Genomic DNA, 20,806 nt, shown 5'->3' with positions numbered 1-20,806 from the left:
TCTGTCTCCACCCCCTGTTTTTGGGGTCGCGTTTTTTTACTTACCCACGGTTTTTTTTTACCCCCGTGCTTTCAACTTTCCGGGAGGAGCGGGGTGTGTCACCGAATTCGGTGACACACCCCGCTCCTGGTATTCGATGCCTACGACATGTGTTGCCTACGACTCTGCGGCAGCCATCTCTGCTTTGACCACCTCGTACGACATCCCCGCTGAATATCCTTTGCGCGCGAGCATCGAGACCAGTCGACGCGTGACCTTGTCACGATCGTCGATCGGCTTGTTCTTCAGCTTGCGCCGAACCAACTCTGCTGCGCGCTCGCGCTCGTCTTCGGGATCGATCTGCGACAGAGCTTCGGAGGCGACGTCCTGGTCGATTCCTTTGAGCCGCAACTCGACTGCAAGCGCACGCTTTCCCTTGCCCGAGTACGTGTGCCGCGAATGAACCCATTGATTCGCGAAGTCTGCGTCGTCGATCAACCCGATTTCTTGGAGTCGATCGAGGACCTTGGTAATGATCTCGGGCTCGAAGCCGCGCCCGCTCAGCTTGGTTTCCAGTTCCGAGCGGCTGCGTGCCCGGTCGGTCAGGAGGCGCAGGCAAGCGTCTTTGGCCTGCGCCGCCGTACCACCTTCCGCACGTTGCGACGGTTTCTCGGAGCGTTGACGGGATCGACGCCGAGGAGCGCCGTACTCTTCACGAGCATTCTCGCCGTGGTCACCGTCGTCGAAGCTCATGACTGAACTCAGAAGTCGGCGGGAGCTTCGTCGGTTGCAGTGACGTCAGCACCGATACCGAGCTTTTCCTTGATCTTCTTCTCGATCTCGTCGCGGATATCGGTGTTCTCCAGCAAGAACTTACGAGCATTTTCCTTGCCCTGACCCAACTGGTCACCTTCGTAGGTGTACCAGGAGCCGGACTTGCGGATGAACCCATGCTCGACACCCATGTCGATGAGCGAGCCTTCCTTACTGATGCCCTGGCCGTAGAGAATATCGAACTCGGCCTGCTTGAACGGCGGAGCGACCTTGTTCTTGACGACCTTGACGCGAGTGCGGTTACCGACTGCGTCGGTACCGTCCTTGAGGGTCTCGATGCGACGGATGTCGAGGCGGACCGAAGCGTAGAACTTCAGTGCCTTACCACCGGTGGTGGTTTCGGGAGAACCGAACATCACGCCGATCTTCTCGCGAAGCTGGTTGATGAAGATGACGGTGGTGCCCGAGTTGTTCATGGCACCGGTGATCTTGCGCAGCGCCTGGCTCATCAGTCGAGCCTGCAGGCCGACGTGGCTGTCACCCATCTCGCCTTCGATCTCGGCGCGAGGAACAAGAGCGGCCACGGAGTCGATCACGACGATGTCGAGGGCGCCCGAACGGATCAGCATGTCGGTGATCTCGAGAGCCTGCTCACCCGTATCGGGCTGCGAGACCAGAAGCGCGTCGGTATCGACACCCAGCTTGGCTGCGTAGTCAGGATCGAGTGCGTGCTCCGCGTCGATGAACGCCGCGATGCCGCCGTTGGCCTGAGCATTGGCAACTGCGTGCAGTGCCACGGTGGTCTTACCCGAGGACTCCGGGCCGTAGATCTCGATGACGCGGCCACGCGGCAGTCCGCCGATACCCAGCGCGACGTCGAGCGCGATGGAACCGGTGGGAATGACGGCGATGGGCTGGCGGACACCCTCACCCAGGCGCATCACCGAACCCTTGCCGAAGTTCTTGTCGATCTGCGCCAACGCGAGGTCGAGTGCCTTGTCCCGATCAGGTGCCTGTGGTGCCATCGTGATCCCCATCCTTGTTTCAGTCTTCAGTGCCTGCCTGAGCAGACTCCGTCTCTTCAGCGCCTGCCTGAGCCGACCCTGTTGGTGTGTTGCGATCAGAGTAGATCCGGCCACCGACAGACTTTTCGATCTTGCTTTCGCGCTTGCCGATCACCGCGTTCGTGAAACACCGCATTTGTAGAACACCGAAAGTTCGCAGTTACGAAAAGAGCGTCACCACCGAACAGGTTCAGCATAGACGAACACGTGTTCGAACAGAAGACGAGAGACGTTCGACACGCCGAAGAATCAGCGGCGGGCGGGGGGTACGTCGAACTCCACGCAGAGTGCGCGCCACACTTCGCGAGGCTCCCAGCCTGCTTCGACAGCCTCCGCGGCAGTCATTCCGTCGAGACTCTGGAGTACATGGTCGATCAGCATCGAGTCGCCTCGTACCTGCCCGAACTCTTCGCGCACCATTTCATGAAATTCGGTCAACCGCACAGCCGCCACCGTAGTCCACAGAGCGGTGCACCTGCATTCAGGCGCACCATGCTCACGCCGTCACACCACCGTTGACCACCTGTCGGCACACCGCCACCGGATCGGTGACCTGCGACGCAGTCGCGGCAGCAGACTTCGCAGCGTCCGCGAATCGTCTGTCGGAGAGCACCTGCAGTACGGCATCGCGAATCGACTGGGCATCTGCGGGCCGCACGATCACCGACGTCCCTGCCCGCGCAGCGCGATTGGCCAACTCCCACTGGTCCCCGCCCCCGGGAACGACGACCGTCGGCACGCCGGCCAGCAAGGCTTTCGCCAACATGCCGTGCCCGCCGCCGCACACCAATACCGACGCGTCGCGCAGCATCGCGTCCTGGCGTCCGAGACCTGCACGAACCCAATCGGGATGCTCGCCTTCTGCTCCGTCGAGCATCGACGCGATCAGCCGCACACCGGCGCCGTCGAGTCCCTCGACCGTGCCCCCGAACATTCCCACTGCCCCGGTGTGCGCCGTGGACGGCGCCACCATGACCAGCGGCTCGTCACCTGGCGGTGGATCCAGAATGACCTCGGTCGGCTCCCAGAGAAGCGGTCCGACGACGTGTGCGTGCACCGGCCAGTCGGGGCGAGGCACTTCCAGTGCCGGAAGTGTTGCGATCAGCCGGGCTTGCGGACCGGGATCGAGAGCGGGCAACCCGACACCGACGCGAGCGTGGGAGCGCTGGGCCAACCCTTGCTTGATCGAACGTCCGGTCGCTGCGCGCATCAGGGTATCGCGGAGTCGACCACGAATTCCGACGCCTGGCGCGAGCCCGCTGCCGATCGGCGGCAGACCGCGCGAGGGTGAGTACAGCGGGTGAGGCGAGAGTTCCACCCAGGGGATGCCGAGTCGTTCGGCGGCCAATCCGCCTCCGGCAGTGAGGATGTCGGAGACGACGAGATCCGGGGAGACGGATTTCAGGTCGGGAAGCAGTTCGGTGGAAATATAGGCGGCGCGCGAATGAATCCGAGCGCCTGCATCAAGATCGTCGTCTCCCGGCCGCGGAGCCAAGCCCTTGAGCGGCTCGGCTTCCACGCCGGCAGCTCGCGCTGCCTCGACCCACCGGGTCCCCGTGTACAGGATCGGTTCGTCGCCGGCCTGGATCAACGCCAGCGACAACGCTATTGCGGGAAAAGCATGACCCGGGTCCGGCCCGGCAACAACGGCTACACGCACCGGATCAGAGTGTCACACCGAGTGAAAGGCCTGTTCCGCCGCACCCAGTGCGCGTTCGCGATCCGAAGCCACCAATCCGATCCTCGTCCTGCGATCAAGGACGTCGTCGACATCGAGGGCGCCTTCATGCGATACCGCGAAATCGAACTCTGCACCGCAGATCTCCAAGTCCGCAACCGACCGGAGTCGATCGCTGCTCGCCGCGGCCACGACCTCAGCCTCGGTGCCGTATCGCGCCACCAATGACGCGGGTGCCTTGATCTTTTTCAATTCCGCCGGTGATGCAGCGCCTACCAGCGGCAACGCGCGTGTCCGACACGCACCCGCACTCAGCGACCCGACCTCGACCGCGGCGTCGACAGCGTCTTCGGCCATCTTGCGGTACGTCGTGAGTTTTCCGCCCACTACCGTGACCAAGCCCGAGTCCGAACGGACTACAGCGTGATTGCGAGAGAGGTCCGCCGTCGAACCTTCACCGGTGTCCAGCAACGGACGCAGACCCGCAAAGGTCCCCAGGACGTCCTCACGGGTCAGAGGAACTTCCAACGCCGTGTTCACGGTGTCGAGAAGGAAGTCGATCTCGTCCTCGGACGCCGTCGGCACGTCTGGCACCGGTCCCGGCGCTGCTTCGTCGGTCAACCCGAGGTAGATCCGGCCGAGCTGCGCGGGCAGGGCGAAGACGAAGCGGTTGGTCTCGCCGGGAATCGGCACGGTCAGTGCTGCCGTGGGGTTCCCCAATCGCGCGGCATCGAGCACCAGGTGCGTCCCGCGGCTGGGGCGCAGGGTGATGCTGGAGTCGACCTGATCAGCCCAGACACCGGTCGCATTGACCACGACGCGGGCACGCATCAAGAACTCGGACCCGGTCAACTCGTCGCGCAAGGTGGCCGACGTTCCGGATACGTCGTATGCACCGACGCGGGTCAGGATTCGCGCGCCGTATGACGCTGCGGTTCGGGCGATGCCGACGACGAGGCGGGCGTCGTCGATGAGCTGCCCGTCGAACGCGGTCAAGGCGCCACGTAAGTTCTCCCGCTTGACCGCGGGAGCTAATTCGCGCGCTCGAGCAGCGCTGACCGTCCGTGATCGGGGTAGAACCGACGCTGGGGTTCGCGCCGACATGCGCAGAGCGTCACCGGCCAGGAAACCGGTACGCACCAGGGCCTTCCCGAAAAACGATGTGTCGGGCAACAGCGGTACGAGTTGAGGCATGGCGCGAACGAGATGCGGCGCGGTGCGCGTCATGAGAATGCCGCGCTCGACCGCACTTTCACGCGCTATACCGACATTGCCGGAGGCGAGGTACCGAAGGCCGCCGTGTGCCAGTTTCGAACTCCAGCGGCTGGTGCCGAATGCGAGGTCGTGCTTTTCGACCAGCGCAACACTGAGCCCCCGAGTCACGGCGTCGAGAGCGACACCGACACCGGTGATTCCGCCGCCGATAACCAGGACGTCAACCGAATCGCCGTTCGCGAACTGCTCGAGTTCACGAGTACGCCGCTGTGCGTTGAGAGCTGAATCGCCGCCTGCCGAATCCCGAAGGTCCACAGCTATTCTCCCGAATTCTTTGCAGGTGCCAGATACGCAGCGACCGCATGTCGAAGTTGCTCGACCGACGCGTCGGCCGAAAGTTCCGGCTCGAGAGTCGGTGCGGAGATGACGACGGACTGAGCCATCAGTAGAACCATCGCCGCAATCTCGTTGACGCTTCCCTCGCGAATCGAACCGTCTTGTTGACCGGCAGCCACGACGGAAGTGATCAGTTCGAGAATCGACTTCTGGCTCGCGCCGAGTCGGTCCACGATGTAGGTGGTGAGCAACTCTTGATCGGCGTGGCGAATCTTCACGAAGAGAGGATGATCGCGAATCTGGCCGACGACGTCACCGATAGCTTCCACGAGCAATGTGCCCGCAGACCCGGTGAACGCCACCTCTGGCAGCACTGATCGAATCTCCCGGGTCAGCAGATCCGCGACGACGGCTCGTGTGTCCGGCCATCGCCGGTAGACCGTCGGTCGGCTCACGCCGGCTCGACGGGAGATCTCCGCAAGTGTGGTTCGTTGCATTCCGAAATCGAGGACACACGACCTTGCTGCGTCGAGAATCACGTCGTCGATCTCGCGGCTGGGGATGCGCTGACCATCTGCCTTGCGAGGGGCAAGTGAGTCATCTGCGTTACGGATTACCATCGTATGTAACACAATACCGGACAAGTCACCGGTAATCCCGTCGGGACTTGCGAGTTCTCTCGCTCAGAGATCATCAGAAATAGTACAACTCGAAACCAACTGCGCGCTCGGCGTCGAAACCGGGCTTCGGTCCGCTGACCATGTCGATCTGTGCGCGCGCCTGTTCCCGGATCGGTGTGGAACTCAACGCCGCCAGATATCGCGCATGTTCCGCGAGCGAATCCACGGCGCGATCGACCGTCGACGTCACGTCGACGCAGTGTGTGGGAGTCATCGTGTTGACCGCAACCCACCGCACACCGGACCACGGCGCCAGTCCCTGAGCCGTCAATGACGGAAAGATCCATTCGTTCGCCGCATCAGCGGTCGCGTCCAGGACGCTGATCCCGAGTGCTCGGTGATCCGCGCTGTTGAGGTAGCCAGGTCCCCAGGTGTGGGAGAAGTTCATCGTCACCACCAATTCCGGGCGGTGGCGACGAATTGCCGCGGCGAGAGTCGAGCGCAACTCCAAGCCTTCCACGAGACGACCGTCGGGTAGACCGAGGAACTCCACCTCACTGACACCGACGATCGCGGCCGAGCGACGCTCTTCTTCCTCGCGGACCGGGCCGGACTCCTCGGGCGACAGACCGGCGATTCCAGCCTCGCCGCGCGTGGCCAGGACGTATCGCACGTCTTTACCGCGATCGGTCCATTGCGCCACTGCTGCGGCTGCGCCGTATTCGATGTCGTCGGGATGCGCCACGATGACAATCGCGCGCTGCCAGTCCTCGGGGAAGTTTTCCATAGGGCAGATCTTGCCCGTCAGAACCGCGAAGCGTGGGAATTGTCGTCACTTCCCGACATCGCCTTCACCAGGAAGTAGATTCCGAAACCGACAGCGCCGACCACCAGGACCCAGAAAAGCCCCTTGATCAGCGCACCGACCACCGCAAGTGCGACCCACACCAGTACGACGGCCAAAACGATCTTCCAAAACATGCTTACCTCCAACGTGCCGTTGAATAATCAGTCGAATCGGACAGGTGCTGCGTCGTCCGTAGAACCAGCCTGACAGGTCTGGCGTGACAAAGCAGCAGCTCAGCGGCAAGTTCAGGTAAAGATCAGGGTTCACCCCGAGACCGGCCCTCACGCAGGTCAGGTGTCCAACCCATCGGAGCTTGCTCCTGGCGTAAACTCGCGAAGTTCCATCCCGTACGCCGAAGGAGCACGTCCGCAGTGTCTACGACCCGTTTCCCCGCTCGCGATCTCGCGCATGTAGCCGTCTTCGCCGCACTCATCATCGCGCTGGGCCTTCCCGGGTCGATCAACATCGGTATCTCCGGTGTACCCATCACGCTTCAGTCCATGGGCGTCATGATGGCCGGCGCTCTGCTCGGACCACGCAAGGGTGTTCTCGCAGTCTTGACGGTCATCGCCCTGGGATTGGTCGGATTGCCCGTCCTTGCCGGCGGTCGCACCGCACTCGTGTCTCTCTCGAGCCCGACGGCCGGATTCCTCATCGGTTGGATCCCGACGGCGTTCGTCATCGGATGGCTGACTGCCAAGATGCTGCCCAAGTACCGGATCATCGCAGGCATCGGCATCAACCTTCTCGGCGGAGTCGTCGTTCTCTACGCGTTCGGCATCGTCGGAATGATGGTCCGCGGACACATGAGCTTCGTCGCCGCCTGGTCTGCCAACGCCGCCTTCATCCCGCTCGACGCCGCAAAAGCGGTCGTCACTGCGTTGGTCGCGTCCCAGGTTCATCGGGCATACCCGGCACTACTGCGTGACTCGGTGATCTCGTCGAACAAGACCGTGGTGGCGAACTAATCTCCGATGAGTGAGATCGTCTTCGAGAACGTCGGACACCGCTTCGGTGAACGAACGGTCCTGCAGCAGATAGATCTGCGTCTGAGCGAGCAGCGAATCGGGATCGTGGGTGCGAACGGAAGCGGCAAGTCGACCCTCGCTCGCATGATCAACGGACTGGTCGTTCCGACGGAAGGACACGTCCACGTCAACGGCTTGGACACGGCGAAGAAGGGCCGCGACGTACGCCGGCAGGTCGGATTCGTCTTCACCGATCCCAACCACCAGATCGTGATGCCGACGGTTGCCGAGGACATCGAATTCTCGCTCCGCCGTAGCGGATCGGGCAAAACCGAGCGCGCCGCAAAGGTGGCCTCGGTGCTCGAACGCTACGGCCTCGCCGGGCACGCCGACCATCCCACCCACCAGCTTTCGGGCGGGCAGAAACAGCTTCTCGCGCTCGCGGCCGTCATGGTGACGGAACCGACCGTACTGGTCGCCGACGAACCCACCACGCTCCTCGACCTTCGCAACTCTCGGCTGATCAGCTCGGTATTCGAGTCTCTCGATCAGCAACTGATCGTCGTGACCCACCAACTCGATCTCCTCGAATCCTTCGAACGGGTGTTGGTTGTCGACCAAGGGCGCGTCGTCGCGGACGGATCCCCCGCCGACTCCATCGATCACTACCGGTCGTTGGTCTCGTGACCACCCTCGGCGTCTACCGCCCGGGCACGTCACTGCTGCACCGGATGCCGACGGGGATCAAGCTCGTCGCCTTGATCGCGGCGATCCTCGCAGTCTCGATCTTCGTGCGTGAGCCCTGGCAGCTGGCAGCTCCTGCGATCGTCGTTGTTGCGCTGTACGTGATTGCGCGCATTCCTCCGATGACGGCACTCCGGCAACTGCGTCCGGCACTGTGGATGTTGCTCTTCATCGGGGCATTCCAGCTGGTGGTCGCGGGATGGCAGCGAGCGGCCGTCGTTTGCGGCGTTCTGATCATTTCGATCGCCTTCGCGGCGATCATGGGTCTGACCACACGGATCTCCGAGATGCTCGACGCGATCACCAGATTCCTGACGCCCTTGCGACGCTTCGGCATCAATCCCGAACGGATCGCCCTGCTCCTTGCAATGACGATCCGGTGCATCCCGCTCATGTTCGAGGTCATCACGCAGGTGTCCGAGGCACGCAAGGCGCGTGGACTCGGCTTCTCGCTACGTTCTTTCGCCGTGCCGGTCATCGTCGGCACGCTGATGACCGCGGATGCGATGGGTGAGGCGTTGGCAGCCCGCGGCGCCGACGACTGAGCGCCGATCAGACCGAGAGCTGTCAGTTGTACTTGCGGGTGATGTCGTCCACCTCACCGATGGCGTCGGCAAGCGCCGAGAGTCGCTCGGCGGCTGCGTGCAACGCCGAGAGTTCTCGATTGAACCCCACCAGTGCCGACGGGCTGTGGGGCGCGGTCAAGGCTGCGGCCGAGGTCACCAGATCCTCGTACTGATCCAACCCCGACTGCAATTCACGTACGGCGCTGTCGATAGTGGGATCGAGAGGTTCGGTCACCTTGGGCGTCGCGGCAACCGCGCGTTCCATCGCGACCACGTCCGAGGACACCGCGAACATCGCTCTCAATGCCGAATCAGCGGTGACGGTGATTTCGTCCAACTCGCCGGGGTCGATGGTGTCGGCACGCCTGAGCACACTCAAGATCTCGAACAGCGAAGTCTCGGCGCCGATCAGGCGAGACATCGGGATGAACGCGCGAGACGACGACGGTGGCAACCGCCGGCGAATCGGCGCGGACGGCGGTGGGCCGGAACTCATCGAACGGTAACGGCCGACCGCGATGACGGCGGGAACCGCGAACAGTGCCGCTCCCCCGCCTGCCACGACCACCGACCACTCTGGAGCGGACGCTACTGCGAGGCCGGCAGTGCCGACCACGGATCCGCCTGACATGAAACCCCAACGCTGCGCTCGTCGACGCGCTCGGGCACGTTTGCGTTCGAATTTGGCGCGCGGGTCCTGCCACCGCCGAGCTGCATCCGCCGCAGACAGACCGACCTCGCGCAATGTGTCCGCGGTGCGTCCCAATGCTCCGAAAGCGCCGGATACGGAAACGGGAACGGCCGACCGGGGCTCACGCCCAGATCGACCGTCTCGTGAAGAAAACATCAGAGCATCACTGCCGACATCGAGGATTCGGCTACTGCCCGGTCTGACCGGCAGCCGGGGGCTGCTTCTCGACGGACGGAGTCGCAGGAGTGGCCGCTGCGCCGCCGGACGGCAGTGCCTCGCCCTTCATGGATGCACGAATCTGTTCGAGGCGACTGTGCCCTGCCATCTGGACCGAAGCCTGCTGGACCTCCATCATGCGGCCTTGAACGGAGTTCTGAGCGAGCTCGGCAGAGCCGAGTGCGTCGGCGTAGCGACGTTCGATCTTGTCGCGCACAGCATCGAGGCTGGGTGTGTTGCCCGGAGCCGACAGCGTGCTGTCCATGGAACGAAGCGACTCGCTCACGCGCTCCTGCATCTTGGCCTGCTCGAGCTGGCTGAGCAGCTTGGTGCGCTCGGCAACCTTTGCCTGCAGAGTCATCGCGTTCTGCTCGACGGCCTTCTTGGCCTGAGCGGCCGCCTGCAAGGACTGGTCGTGCAGTGCCTTCAGATCCTCGACGCCCTGCTCGGCCGTCACCAACTGAGCCGCGAAAGCCTCGGCAGCGTTGGTGTACTGGATCGCCTTGTCGTTGTCGCCGGCAGCAGCGGCCTGATCGGCGAGGTTGACGGCCTGGCGCGCGTTGGCGTTGAGCTTCTCGACCTCGTCGAGCTGACGGCTGAGCTTCATCTCGAGTTGACGCTGATTACCGATCACCGACGCAGCCTGCTGGGACAACGCCTGATGCTGGCGCTGTGCGTCCTCGATCGCCTGCTGAATCTGAACCTTTGGATCTGCCTTCTCATCGATCTTCGAATTGAAGAGCGCCATCAGGTACTTCCAGCCCTTGACGAAAGGATTAGCCATTGGTTTGATCCTGCCTCCATCTGATGCGCCGCGCCGAACGCGACCCGGAGCGCGACCGTCGCGCACCGAAACAAGGGCTGCGCCCTATCTGCTCTGACCCCACCTGCTGGAAACCGGCGGTTACGTACAAAATCTATCGGTTACGGCCGGTAGTGGCTACGCCGCCGCCAACCTTCGAGCGTTCGGTGCCGGAATCACGACGCGGGTATCGCGTGCGATAGTCGGCGAACCGGAAGCCGAGACAGAACCGGATGCCGACACGGCAGGTTCGGTGACCTGTCGACTCGCTACCGGAGCGCTCTTCTTCGTGGCCAGGGTCTCGCTCACGTCGACCAGCACGTCGGACAGTGGGACTGCGAGCGCATCACAGATCGCTGCCAACAGTTCGCTCGATGCTTCCTTACGTCCACGTTCCACTTCGGACAGATAGCCCAAGCTCACACGCGCGCTGTTCGACACCTCACGTAGCGTGCGGCTCTGCGAAACGCGCGTACGCCGGAGACTGTCACCGATTGCCTCACGCAATAGCAGCGCCATCTCGCTCCTCCTTCATCCGTGACCTCATCGTGCATGGTCGTACGTCTTCACAATCGTCAACGTCCGAACACATCCGATTGGTTCCCGAGCCTATCGTGCCGCGCGCTCTGCGACACGATCACGTAACCGCGACACGGCAGTCGCGACTGCGGTTGTTCGAATCTCCCACCGTTCGCCGCCGAGCGCGAGCGGTACGCATTCGGTTCCGTCCGGGCCGGCGATACCGAGAAACACCGTTCCGACCGGGTGTCCGTCCTGCTCACTCGGACCGGCGACCCCCGTCAGACCGACACCCCAGTCGGCGCCGCACCTCGAGCGGGCACCGAGCGCCAAAGCCACCGCGGTGCTCGCGGACACGGGGCCGTCTGTTGCCAGGCGATCGGGGTCCACGCCAGCCAGCGTCGCCTTCAGGTCGGTCGCGTACACGACCAGCCCTCCGCGCAGCACAGCGCTCGATCCCGGCACCGACGCAACCGCTGCAGTGAACAATCCGGCCGTCAGAGATTCGGCGGCGGCGACAGTCTGCCCCGCGGCACCGAGGACCTCGACCAGTTCGGCCACTCCGAGTCCGAGCAGCGGATCGGTCATGACTCGACTGCGCGAACTCCGGCGCGAAGCCTGATCGCCTGCACGATGTATTCGATTCCCGTCGCCACCGTCAGCACGACGGCAGCAGCCATCAGCAACCCGCTGACGATGTCCCAACTGCTCGGCAGTGGGCACAGGTAGAAGCCGATCGCGACGGCCTGCACGAGGGTCTTGAGCTTGCCGCCCTTGCCCGCCGGGATGACCGCGTGCCGCAGAACCGCGAACCGCAGCAGCGTGATTCCGAGTTCTCGGGCGATGATCACTCCGGTCACCCACCATGACAAATCACCCAGAACCGAGAGCCCGATGAGCGCGGCTCCGATCAGCGCCTTGTCCGCGATCGGGTCCATGAGTTTCCCGAAATCCGTGACCAGACCGTATTTCCGAGCCAATTGGCCGTCGATCCGATCCGTGATCGCGGCCACGATGAACACGCCCATCGCCCCGAGACGCCACCACGTCGAGTGTCCGCCGTCGACGAAGAGAACAACGAGAAACACGGGAACGAGAACCATTCGAACCATCGTGAGAATGTTCGCGATGTTCAGCAATGGAACCGGGTTGTCCGCGACAGGTGTGCCGTCGGACGGGCCGACGGCAGCGCGATGGGCGTCGGTCTGATCGCGCGGGGTACTCATCGGATCACCGCACGAGCGGTGAGCCGAACCCGGGATACAGCCGAGCGGCGCGGGAATTGCGTGGGGCGGACAGGCACGCGACTTAGAATATCGGTAGGGGCATTGACTAATGTGCACCACATGACTTCGACCGCGCCGACCTATACCGAGAGCCAGTTGATCGTGCGTCGCGCGCGAACGTCGGACATCCCCGAAATCAAGCGCCTCATCGACATCTACGCCGGCAAGATCCTGCTCGAGAAGAACCTCGTGACGCTGTACGAGGCCGTCCAGGAGTTCTGGGTCGCCGAGCGCGGTAATCAGGTAATCGCCTGCGGCGCTTTGCATGTGTTGTGGGCAGACCTGGGTGAGATCCGCACCGTCGCAGTCGATCCGACAGCCAAGGGGCAGGGTGCAGGTTTCCATGTCGTCGACAAACTCATCGAGGTCGCCAAGGAATTGGAGTTGGAACGGTTGTTCGTTCTGACGTTCGAGACCGAGTTCTTCCACCGTCACGGATTCGCGGAGATCGACGGCACTCCCGTCACCGCCGAGGTCTACGCCGAGATGTGTCGTTCGTACGACGCCGGTGTCGCCGAGTTCCTCGACCTGAGCTATGTGAAACCCAACACACTCGGCAACACTCGCATGCTCCTGACTCTCTGAACCGTTCAGACTCTTCTCACACCCTGCTCTTCACACACACCTGTCTCGATCACCAGTCCCCGAAAGCGGTCACGATGTCGTTGTTTCTCGTCGAATACACCTACGCTCCCGAGAAGAACCCTCAGCGCGACGAAGTCCGTGGCGATCACCGCGCGTGGCTCGCGGATCTGGTCTCCCGCTCGATCGTTCTGTCATCCGGCCCGTTTGCAGATGGAAACGGCGCGCTGATCATCGTCGACGCCGCCGACGCCGACACCGTTTCGCTCCTCTTCACCCACGATCCGTTCGCGATCGCCGATTTGATCGAGAACGTCCGCATCACCGAGTGGGTCCCGGTATTGGGTCAGTTCAGCGCCTGAGAGCCTCGGCCCCGGCTTACTCCCCCGCCCGGTCGCGAGTCTTCAACAGGCTCGCGACCGTCGTCACCGCCAGTACTCCGATGATCACTCCGAGTGAGAGTGCCGTGGAGATTTCCGGCACGGAGACGTGTTCACCTCCGTTGACGAACGAGAGAGTGTTCTCGTGCAACGCGTGCAGTACCAATTTCACGCCGATGAACGCCAGGATTATCGAGAGCCCGTACGAGAGATAGACCAGCCGTTCGAGCAATCCGCCGATCAGGAAGTACAGCTGCCGTAGGCCCATCAGCGCGAAGGCGTTGGCGGTGAACACCAGATAGGGTTCCTGGGTCAGACCGTAGATCGCCGGAATCGAATCGAGCGCGAAGAGCACGTCGGCAAACCCGATTGCAATGAGCGCCAACAACAACGGCGTCACGACGCGCTTGCCGTCGATCCGGGTGATCAGTTTGTCCCCGTCGTATTCCTCGGTTGTCGGCAGCACCCGTTTCACGAGCGAGATAATGCGACTGTCGCGCTTCTCCTCTGCCTCCTTCTCATGCCCGTGATCGCGGATCAGGGTGTACGCGGTGTAGATCAGGAACGCACCGAAGAGGTAGAACACCCAGCTGTACGCGTTGATGGCGGCGGCACCGACACCGATGAAGATTCCGCGCATCACCAACGCGAGGACGATACCGATCAGCAGGACTTTCTGCTGGAACTCTCGTGGTACCGCGAAGGTCGACATGATGATCACGAAGACGAACAGATTGTCGACCGAGAGCGCCTTTTCCGTGACGTAGCCGGCGAAGTACTCACCGCCGTACGTGGTGCCCCAGATCCACATCACGACGAGACCGAAGACGACGGCGATCGAGATGTAGACCGTCGACCAGAATGCCGACTCCCGGAACGTCGGCGCGTGCGGAGTGCGGACGTGGGCGAAGAAGTCGAAGACGAACAGACCGAGGATCACCACGATCGTGATTCCCCAAGCCAACGGCGTCACATGCACGGGTTCCTCCGGTCGTCTGTCGACGGTTTGTCCGCCGAGGTGTCCCTACTCGTCTGCGGGTGCCTCGTCCGGGTCGCCGCCGCGAATCGACCACAGCAGACCGTCGAGTTCCTCGGGCTTCATGAGTACCTCGCGAGCCTTCGAGCCCTCGCTGGGTCCGACGACGCCGCGGTTTTCCATGAGGTCCATGAGTCGGCCGGCCTTGGCGAACCCGACGCGCAGTTTGCGCTGCAGCATCGACGTCGAGCCGAACTGGCTGGTGATCACCAATTCCACGGCCTGCAGGAGGACGTCCATGTCGTCCCCGATGTCAGGATCGACGTCTTTCTTCTCCCCGGCCTTCTGCGCGGTGACACCTTCGGTGTACTCGGGTTCCGCCTGGTTCTTCGCGAAGTCGACAACCGCCGAGATTTCTTCGTCGGTGATGAACGCGCCCTGCATACGGGTCGGCTTACCCGCACCCATGGGCAGGAAGAGGCCGTCACCCATACCGATGAGCTTCTCGGCGCCGGGCTGATCGAGGATGACTCGCGAGTCCGTCAGTGAAGACGTCGCGAACGCCAGACGCGAAGGCACGTTGGTCTTGATCAGGCCGGTGACGACGTCGACGGACGGGCGCTGTGTTGCCAGCACCAAGTGGATACCGGCAGCACGGGCTTTCTGGGTGATGCGGACGATTGCTTCTTCGACGTCGCGCGGCGCGGTCATCATGAGGTCTGCGAGCTCGTCCACGATTGCCAGGATGTAGGGGTACGGACGGTAGACGCGCTCGCTGCCCAGCGGGGCGGTGATTTCGCCGGACTTGACCTTGGAGTTGAAGTCGTCGATATGACGCACCCGGTTGGCCTGCATGTCCTGGTAGCGCTGTTCCATCTCCTCTACCAACCAAGCCAGCGCTGCCGCTGCCTTCTTCGGCTGAGTGATGATCGGCGTGATCAGGTGCGGGATACCTTCGTACGGCGTGAGCTCGACCATTTTCGGGTCGATGAGGATCATCCGTACTTCTTCCGGCGTTGCTCGGGTGAGCAACGAGACGAGCATCGAGTTCACGAAGCTCGACTTACCCGAGCCGGTCGAACCTGCCACCAGAAGGTGGGGCATCTTCGCGAGGTTGGCACTGACGAAGTCGCCTTCGATGTCCTTGCCCAGACCGATCACCAGTGGGTGGTGATCGCGTCGGGTGCTCGGCGCGTTCAGCACGTCGGCGAGGCGAACCATTTCGCGGTCGGAGTTCGGTACCTCGATGCCCACCGCGGACTTACCCGGAATGGGGGCGAGGAGACGAACGTTGTCGGTTGCCACCGCATAAGCGATGTTGCGAGCGAGCGCGGTGATTTTCTCGACCTTCACGCCTGGGCCGAGTTCGACCTCGTAACGCGTCACTGTCGGGCCGCGGGTGAATCCGGTAACGGCGGCATCGATCTTGAACTGTTCGAGGACCTCGCTGATCGCCTCGATCATCGCGTCGTTCGCAGAACTGCGGAGCTTGGGCGGGTCGCCCTCGATCAGCAACGTCGTCGGTGGGAGGTTGTAGTCGCCGTCGGTGACCCGATCGGTGACGAAGTGTTCCTTCTCCTCCGGCTCGGGTTCGGGTTTCGGCACCGGTTTGGCGATGGGGACCGAACGGGCCGGCACCTTGGGGCGCGGCGCCGGAGTCTCCACGACGGGCGCCGCCGCAGCCACGACGGGCTCGTCGGGTACCGCGGTTTCGTCGGCGTTCCACAGACCGAGTACTTCGGTCTTCTTGTCGCCGGATTCGAACTCGTCCGTCGGGTAGTTGTCGATCGGTGCGCGTCGGCTGGTCCGCTTGGCGGGCTTGAGCGGTGGCTCGGCGTAGGTGTCGACCGGATAGCCGTCGGCATCGAACAGTGAAGGATCGTAAGCAGATTCGCCGTAGTGGTGCTCGCCGTCCTCGTCGAATTCGGATCCGTAGTCGCCGTATTCGTCCGAGCGATACGAGGCACCGAAGAAGGACTGGAACTTGCTCGGCACCTCACGCAGAGTGGTTCCGGTCAGAAGGAGGATTCCGAATCCGGCAGCGATGACCAGCAGCGGCGCGGACAGCCAGACGGTGAGCCCGTTGGTGAGCGGGCCGCCCACGACGTACCCGACGAACCCTGCGCCGTTGGAGCGACCGGTGGAGTCTGTCGGTGAACCCGAGATGATGTGCCAGAGGCCGAGCGCCGGCAGACCGACCAGCAACGATCCCATGATCAGTCGGGGCCGGATCTCAGGTTTAGGTTCGGTGCGCATCAGCAGAATCGCAAGGCCGACGCCGACGATGGGGAGCACGGCCGAGGCCGCGCCGAAGATCGCGCGCACGAGGGTGTCGATGCCGCCGCCGATCGGGCCACCGGCCTTGAACCAGACGCCGCCGGCGATGACGACGCTGAATGCGATCAGACCGAGCGCTATTCCGTCGCGGCGGTGGCCGGCTTCGATCTCGCCGACCTTACTGACGGTGCGTGTGGTGGCGCCGACGCCGCGGGCAGCCAGGGACCACCCGGCTCCGATTCCCTTCCCGACAGCCGCCAACGGACTGGCCCGCTGAGACGTTTTCGATACCGGGCGACGCGCGGCCGACGACGTACCGGACGCCTTCTTCGGCGCTGGCTTGGAGCCCTTGCCCGAGGCCGGACGCCCACCAGCCCTGGCCGAAGTCGTGACGTTGCGAGGAGTCGACACGGTCCGTGTGGTGCGCGACGTACGAGGTTTTGCGGTCGCTCGGGCGCTCGGAGTAGAGGCTGACGACCTGGTCGATGCCCCGGACGTGGACGTGCTTGTACTGGATCCCCGGGCGCTCGACTTACCTGCCATGGAGTTCAGGCTAGTCTGTGCGACCCCATCTGGACCATCCGCAACACCAGCAACACTGGTCGCGAGTGCGAAACGTGATCTTCACAACCCGTCTGCGGAGCTCCACTCAGGTTGAAAAAGGCAATCAGAAACTGCGATCGAGCGCCATCACAGATTGAACGTCGGCCAGTTCACCTTTGGCTTCGATCTGCACTTCGTTGCGACCGAAAGCATGCAGCAACAACTCGGCGGGTTCACCTTGTAGAACAACACTGCGAGAGCCGGATTTGTGGACGACCGCACTCTCGCCGGAGGGAAGTTCGAAAATTACCTCGACAGCGGCCTTGCGGTAGCCCATCTTGCCGACCTGTCGTGCGTACTTCCACAGCTGAGCCTGCCGACCCTCCGACAACGGACGCGGCGCCCAGTTCAGGTGTGCGCGTCGTACATCTTCGTGGTGGACGAACATCTCCGTGGTGTTCACCTGCGCGTCGAGCCAGTACATAGGCGACCATCGCGGCGGCCCACTCCGAACGTCGTCGAGGATTTCCTCCCACGGACGCGCCGCTGCGGACTTTCGCACGCTCTCGGTGTGTCCGGCAAGAGGGCTCAACATGATTCCGGGAGCGGCGTCGAGACGCCGCTCCCGGACGATCAAGTGTGCTGCCAGGTCGCGATTGGTCCACTCCCCACACAGTGTCGGAGCATCGGGGCCGAATTCGACCATGCTGTCCACCAGGGCGAGTCGTTCGTCATGAGCGAAGGTCACCTTCGCCAAAGTACTCGAACCGGATCGGGTTCGAGCGTAAGCGACCTGCTGTGCCGAATCTACGGAACCGCGATGACCGTCGGGATGATCATCGGACGGCGACGGTACTTGTCCGCGACCCAACGTCCGACGACGCGGCGCACGGACTGAGCGATGCGATGAGCGTCGATGACGCCTTCGCTCGCCAAGCGTGCCAGGTCCGATTCCACGAGATCCGCGGCGTCCTTGAGTGCCGTCGGATCGTCGGAGAACCCGCGACCGGACACCTCGGGAGTACTGACCGCGCGGCCCGTCGACTCGTTGATGACGATGGTGATGGCGATGAAGCCGCCCTCACCGAGCACGAGGCGATCGGACAGCGTCGGCTCACCGACGTCACCGACGGAGAGACCGTCGACGTAGACGTGTCCGACCGGTACGCGTCCGACGATCTCGGCGAGGCCGTCGACCATGTCGACCACCACGCCGTCCTCGGCCAGCACGATGCGCTCTTCCGGAACGCCGGTTGCCTTGGCGAGCGCTGCGTTCGCACGCAGGTGACGCCATTCGCCGTGAACAGGCATGGCGTTGGTGGGCCGAACCGCGTTGTAGAGGTACAGCAGCTCACCGGCGGACGCGTGGCCCGAGACGTGAACCTTGGCGCTCTGCTGAGTCACGACGGTGGCGCCGCGCTTGGCCAGACCGTTGACCACGGCGAAAACGGAGTTCTCGTTGCCCGGGATCAGCGACGACGCGAGAACGACCAGGTCGTTGGCGCGGATGTTGATCTGGCGATGTTCGCCGCGAGCCATCCGCGAGAGCGCTGCCAACGGCTCACCCTGCGAACCCGTGGAGATGAGAACGAGGCGATCGTCGGGAAGGGTGGCGGCGGTGTCGATGTCGACGACCAGGCCGTCGGGCACCGTGAGGTAGCCGAGATCCTGTGCGATCTGCATGTTGCGGACCATCGAGCGGCCGACGAAGACGATGCGGCGGTTGTACCGAGCAGCAACGTCGACGACCTGCTGGATGCGGTGCACGTGGCTGGCGAACGACGCCACGATGACACGCTGCTTCGCCTTGCCGATGACGTTGTCGAGCACTCCCCCGATTTCGCGCTCGGGGGTGACGAATCCCGGAACCTCGGCGTTGGTCGAGTCGACGAGGAACAGGTCGACGCCCTCGTCGCCCAGGCGGGAGAATCCGGCGAGGTCGGTCAGGCGGCCGTCGAGAGGCAGCTGATCGAGCTTGATGTCACCGGTGTGCAGGACAACGCCGGCGTCGGTGCGAATCGCGATCGCGAGAGCGTCGGGAATCGAGTGGTTGACCGCGAAGTACTCGCAGTCGAACGGGCCGTGGGTGGTCGTGTTTCCCTCGACGACCTCGACGAGGTTCGGACGCAGGCGATGCTCGCGGCACTTGGCGGCAACCAGGGCGAGAGTGAACTTCGCGCCGATGACCGGAATGTCCGCACGCAGGCGCAGCAAGAACGGCAGAGCACCGATGTGGTCCTCGTGTCCGTGAGTCAAGATGACGGCTTCGACGTCGTCCATACGGTCTTCGATGTAGCGGAAGTCCGGGAGGATCAGGTCGACGCCGGGCTGCTGGTCCTCGGGGAACAGCACACCGCAGTCGACGATCAGCAGCTTGCCGCGGTGCTCGAACACGGTCATGTTGCGACCGATTTCGCCGATGCCACCCAGAGCGACGATGCGCAGACCCGATGCCGGTGCCTTCGGGGGTGTTCCGAGGCGACCCGTCGGATCGACGGCCGGACGGTTCTCGGGGCGCTTGTTTCCGCGTCCGTTGCCCGTCTTCGACGCTGCCGGACGGTTACCGCCGGAAGATTTGCGGGGCGACCTGTCTTCGGCCGACTTCTTCGGCGCAGCAGATTTGGAGGCTGCGGACTTGGCTGGTGCAGACTTGCTTGCTGCGGCCTTCTTGGGCGGGGCGGCTGCGGCGGGGGCCGCTTCTGCCGCCGGCGCAGCTGGTGCCTCTACCGGCGCGGCCTTCGCGGCCGTTTCGGGAGCCGGAGGCGAAGGCGGACCGGCTTGACGACTGGCACTACGACGTCGGGGGGGACGGGTCATTTACAAAACTCCTGCCGCATGCAGATCGGCGGCAAGACCGTCGATCTGCTCTTTAGTGGGTGCAACCTGCGGAAGGCGTGGTTCTCCGACATCGATTCCGATGAGTCGCAGACCCGCCTTCGAAGCGCTGACACCGCCGAGGCGGGCAACGGAACGAATCACAGGGATCAAACTGAGGTTTATCTCGCGTGCGCGGGCGATGTCGCCGGACACGAACGCGGTGTGAAGGTCTCGGAGGCGACCCGGAACAAGGTGGCCGATGACACTGACGAAGCCGGTAGCACCGACAGCGAGCCACGGCAGGTTCAGGGGGTCGTCACCGGAGAAGAACTGAAGCTCGGTGGTGCCGATCAACTCTGCGCCGGCGTTGAGGTCTCCCTTGGCATCCTTGACGGCCTTGATTCGCGGGTGCTCGGCGAGTCGGCGGATCGTCTCGGTCTCGATGGGAACGACGGAGCGGGGCGGAATGTCGTACAACATGACGGGCAGGTCGGTCGCGTTGGCGACGGCAGTGAAGTGCGCAAAGAGTCCGGCTTGGGGCGGACGCGAGTAGTACGGGGTGACGACGAGCAGACCGTGCGCGCCGGCGCGGGCCGCATCCCGAGCGAGTTCGACGCTGTGCGCGGTGTCGTTACTGCCGGCGCCTGCAACGATCTTGGCGCGGTTGCCGACGGCGTCGATCACAGCGCGGAGCAGATCGAGCTTCTCGGACTCGGTGGTGGTGGGAGACTCACCGGTGGTACCGGCAAGAACGAGGCCGTCGCAGCCGTTGTCGACGAGATGGGCTGCGAGGCGCACTCCCGCGTCGACGTCCAACTTCCCGTCGGCAGTGAACGGGGTCACCATCGCAACGGAAATGGTGCCGAACGGACGCTCGACAAGAGAAGCGGAATCACCGTAGGTCATGGTCAGAAGGTTACCCGGTT

Annotated in this window: 23 protein-coding genes; 5 read left to right on the top strand and 18 right to left on the bottom strand. The window is 63.4% G+C overall.

Going from position 1 to position 20,806, the window contains the following annotated elements; genetic code table 11:
• Positions 1 to 156: 156 nt before the first annotated feature.
• The 8 genes from recX to ABWI03_RS17275 all read right to left on the bottom strand — a co-directional run bounded on the left by recX (position 157) and on the right by ABWI03_RS17275 (position 6,659).
• Positions 157 to 732: a recombination regulator RecX gene (gene recX, locus ABWI03_RS17310; RefSeq protein WP_298779849.1), complete on the bottom strand. Its 576-nt coding sequence runs from the start codon at positions 730 to 732 to the stop codon at positions 157 to 159.
• An 8-nt stretch (positions 733 to 740) separates the two neighbouring features.
• Positions 741 to 1,778: a recombinase RecA gene (gene recA, locus ABWI03_RS17305; protein WP_007735170.1), complete on the bottom strand. Its 1,038-nt coding sequence runs from the start codon at positions 1,776 to 1,778 to the stop codon at positions 741 to 743.
• A gap of 288 nt (positions 1,779 to 2,066) precedes the next feature.
• A complete protein-coding gene (locus ABWI03_RS17300) occupies positions 2,067 to 2,261 on the bottom strand; it encodes a DUF3046 domain-containing protein (protein WP_003942185.1) in 195 nt (64 codons plus the stop codon).
• 52 nt (positions 2,262 to 2,313) lie between these two features.
• Positions 2,314 to 3,477, bottom strand: a complete 1,164-nt coding sequence (locus ABWI03_RS17295; protein WP_298779853.1) for a glycosyltransferase — start codon at positions 3,475 to 3,477, stop codon at positions 2,314 to 2,316.
• A gap of 12 nt (positions 3,478 to 3,489) precedes the next feature.
• The gene (locus ABWI03_RS17290; protein ID WP_283376323.1) at positions 3,490 to 5,025 is read right to left on the bottom strand and encodes a glycerol-3-phosphate dehydrogenase/oxidase; all 1,536 of its coding nucleotides are present in this window, start codon (positions 5,023 to 5,025) and stop codon (positions 3,490 to 3,492) included.
• A gap of 2 nt (positions 5,026 to 5,027) precedes the next feature.
• The gene (locus ABWI03_RS17285; protein ID WP_095970573.1) at positions 5,028 to 5,666 is read right to left on the bottom strand and encodes a TetR/AcrR family transcriptional regulator; all 639 of its coding nucleotides are present in this window, start codon (positions 5,664 to 5,666) and stop codon (positions 5,028 to 5,030) included.
• 73 nt (positions 5,667 to 5,739) lie between these two features.
• Positions 5,740 to 6,453, bottom strand: coding sequence for a PIG-L deacetylase family protein (locus ABWI03_RS17280; RefSeq protein WP_019748191.1), 714 nt, complete (start codon positions 6,451 to 6,453; stop codon positions 5,740 to 5,742).
• A 17-nt stretch (positions 6,454 to 6,470) separates the two neighbouring features.
• Entirely contained in the window at positions 6,471 to 6,659 is a 189-nt protein-coding gene (locus ABWI03_RS17275; protein ID WP_419183465.1) for a hypothetical protein, read from the bottom strand.
• 225 nt (positions 6,660 to 6,884) lie between these two features.
• On the opposite strand from ABWI03_RS17275, the gene ABWI03_RS17270 reads away from it, so the two are divergent.
• From ABWI03_RS17270 to ABWI03_RS17260, 3 genes are read left to right on the top strand one after another with little or no spacing between them, the layout of a single operon-like run.
• Positions 6,885 to 7,481, top strand: a complete 597-nt coding sequence (locus tag ABWI03_RS17270) for a biotin transporter BioY (RefSeq protein ID WP_007735162.1) — start codon at positions 6,885 to 6,887, stop codon at positions 7,479 to 7,481.
• A 6-nt stretch (positions 7,482 to 7,487) separates the two neighbouring features.
• Positions 7,488 to 8,168, top strand: coding sequence for an energy-coupling factor ABC transporter ATP-binding protein (locus ABWI03_RS17265; protein WP_166809568.1), 681 nt, complete (start codon positions 7,488 to 7,490; stop codon positions 8,166 to 8,168).
• A complete protein-coding gene (locus ABWI03_RS17260) occupies positions 8,165 to 8,770 on the top strand; it encodes an energy-coupling factor transporter transmembrane component T family protein (RefSeq protein WP_283376322.1) in 606 nt (201 codons plus the stop codon). The genes ABWI03_RS17265 and ABWI03_RS17260 overlap by 4 nt, the downstream gene beginning before the upstream one ends.
• Positions 8,771 to 8,792: 22 nt before the next feature.
• On the opposite strand, the gene pspM is transcribed toward ABWI03_RS17260, so the two are convergent.
• The 5 genes from pspM to pgsA all read right to left on the bottom strand — a co-directional run bounded on the left by pspM (position 8,793) and on the right by pgsA (position 12,245).
• Entirely contained in the window at positions 8,793 to 9,638 is an 846-nt protein-coding gene (gene pspM / locus ABWI03_RS17255) for a phage shock envelope stress response protein PspM (RefSeq protein ID WP_235172102.1), read from the bottom strand.
• Between the two features lie 31 nt (positions 9,639 to 9,669).
• Positions 9,670 to 10,482, bottom strand: coding sequence for a phage shock protein PspA (gene pspA / locus ABWI03_RS17250; RefSeq protein ID WP_003942098.1), 813 nt, complete (start codon positions 10,480 to 10,482; stop codon positions 9,670 to 9,672).
• A gap of 156 nt (positions 10,483 to 10,638) precedes the next feature.
• The gene (locus tag ABWI03_RS17245; RefSeq protein WP_095970577.1) at positions 10,639 to 11,019 is read right to left on the bottom strand and encodes a helix-turn-helix domain-containing protein; all 381 of its coding nucleotides are present in this window, start codon (positions 11,017 to 11,019) and stop codon (positions 10,639 to 10,641) included.
• 90 nt (positions 11,020 to 11,109) lie between these two features.
• The gene (locus tag ABWI03_RS17240; protein WP_283376321.1) at positions 11,110 to 11,607 is read right to left on the bottom strand and encodes a CinA family protein; all 498 of its coding nucleotides are present in this window, start codon (positions 11,605 to 11,607) and stop codon (positions 11,110 to 11,112) included.
• Positions 11,604 to 12,245, bottom strand: a complete 642-nt coding sequence (pgsA, locus tag ABWI03_RS17235) for a CDP-diacylglycerol--glycerol-3-phosphate 3-phosphatidyltransferase (RefSeq protein ID WP_003942125.1) — start codon at positions 12,243 to 12,245, stop codon at positions 11,604 to 11,606. The genes ABWI03_RS17240 and pgsA overlap by 4 nt, the downstream gene beginning before the upstream one ends.
• 120 nt (positions 12,246 to 12,365) lie before the next feature.
• Between pgsA and ABWI03_RS17230 the strand changes: the two genes are divergently transcribed.
• Positions 12,366 to 12,890: an amino-acid N-acetyltransferase gene (locus ABWI03_RS17230; protein ID WP_095970579.1), complete on the top strand. Its 525-nt coding sequence runs from the start codon at positions 12,366 to 12,368 to the stop codon at positions 12,888 to 12,890.
• A gap of 74 nt (positions 12,891 to 12,964) precedes the next feature.
• Positions 12,965 to 13,249 (top strand): YciI family protein, encoded by a 285-nt coding sequence (locus tag ABWI03_RS17225; RefSeq protein ID WP_095970580.1) that lies wholly within the window; start codon positions 12,965 to 12,967, stop codon positions 13,247 to 13,249.
• A 16-nt stretch (positions 13,250 to 13,265) separates the two neighbouring features.
• On the opposite strand, the gene ABWI03_RS17220 is transcribed toward ABWI03_RS17225, so the two are convergent.
• From ABWI03_RS17220 to dapA, 5 genes are all read right to left on the bottom strand, one after another.
• The gene (locus tag ABWI03_RS17220) at positions 13,266 to 14,246 is read right to left on the bottom strand and encodes a TerC family protein (protein WP_069146046.1); all 981 of its coding nucleotides are present in this window, start codon (positions 14,244 to 14,246) and stop codon (positions 13,266 to 13,268) included.
• Positions 14,247 to 14,291: 45 nt separating this feature from the next.
• The gene (locus ABWI03_RS17215) at positions 14,292 to 17,063 is read right to left on the bottom strand and encodes a DNA translocase FtsK (protein ID WP_298779869.1); all 2,772 of its coding nucleotides are present in this window, start codon (positions 17,061 to 17,063) and stop codon (positions 14,292 to 14,294) included.
• Between the two features lie 124 nt (positions 17,064 to 17,187).
• Complete coding sequence (locus tag ABWI03_RS17210) at positions 17,188 to 17,811, bottom strand: TIGR03085 family metal-binding protein (RefSeq protein WP_095970582.1); 624 nt, start codon at positions 17,809 to 17,811, stop codon at positions 17,188 to 17,190.
• A gap of 59 nt (positions 17,812 to 17,870) precedes the next feature.
• Positions 17,871 to 19,880, bottom strand: coding sequence for a ribonuclease J (locus ABWI03_RS17205; RefSeq protein ID WP_095970583.1), 2,010 nt, complete (start codon positions 19,878 to 19,880; stop codon positions 17,871 to 17,873).
• Positions 19,881 to 20,786 carry a 4-hydroxy-tetrahydrodipicolinate synthase gene (gene dapA / locus ABWI03_RS17200; RefSeq protein ID WP_003942142.1) on the bottom strand — a complete coding sequence of 302 codons (906 nt, stop codon included), beginning with the start codon at positions 20,784 to 20,786 and terminating at the stop codon, positions 19,881 to 19,883.
• Positions 20,787 to 20,806: the final 20 nt, after the last annotated feature.

Origin of the sequence: Rhodococcus baikonurensis, from assembly GCF_040489275.1 — a bacterium.
Taxonomy (GTDB): domain Bacteria; phylum Actinomycetota; class Actinomycetes; order Mycobacteriales; family Mycobacteriaceae; genus Rhodococcus_F; species Rhodococcus_F baikonurensis.
Note: the sequence above shows the minus strand (reverse complement) of the source record. Positions and strands in the feature narration are given on the sequence as shown.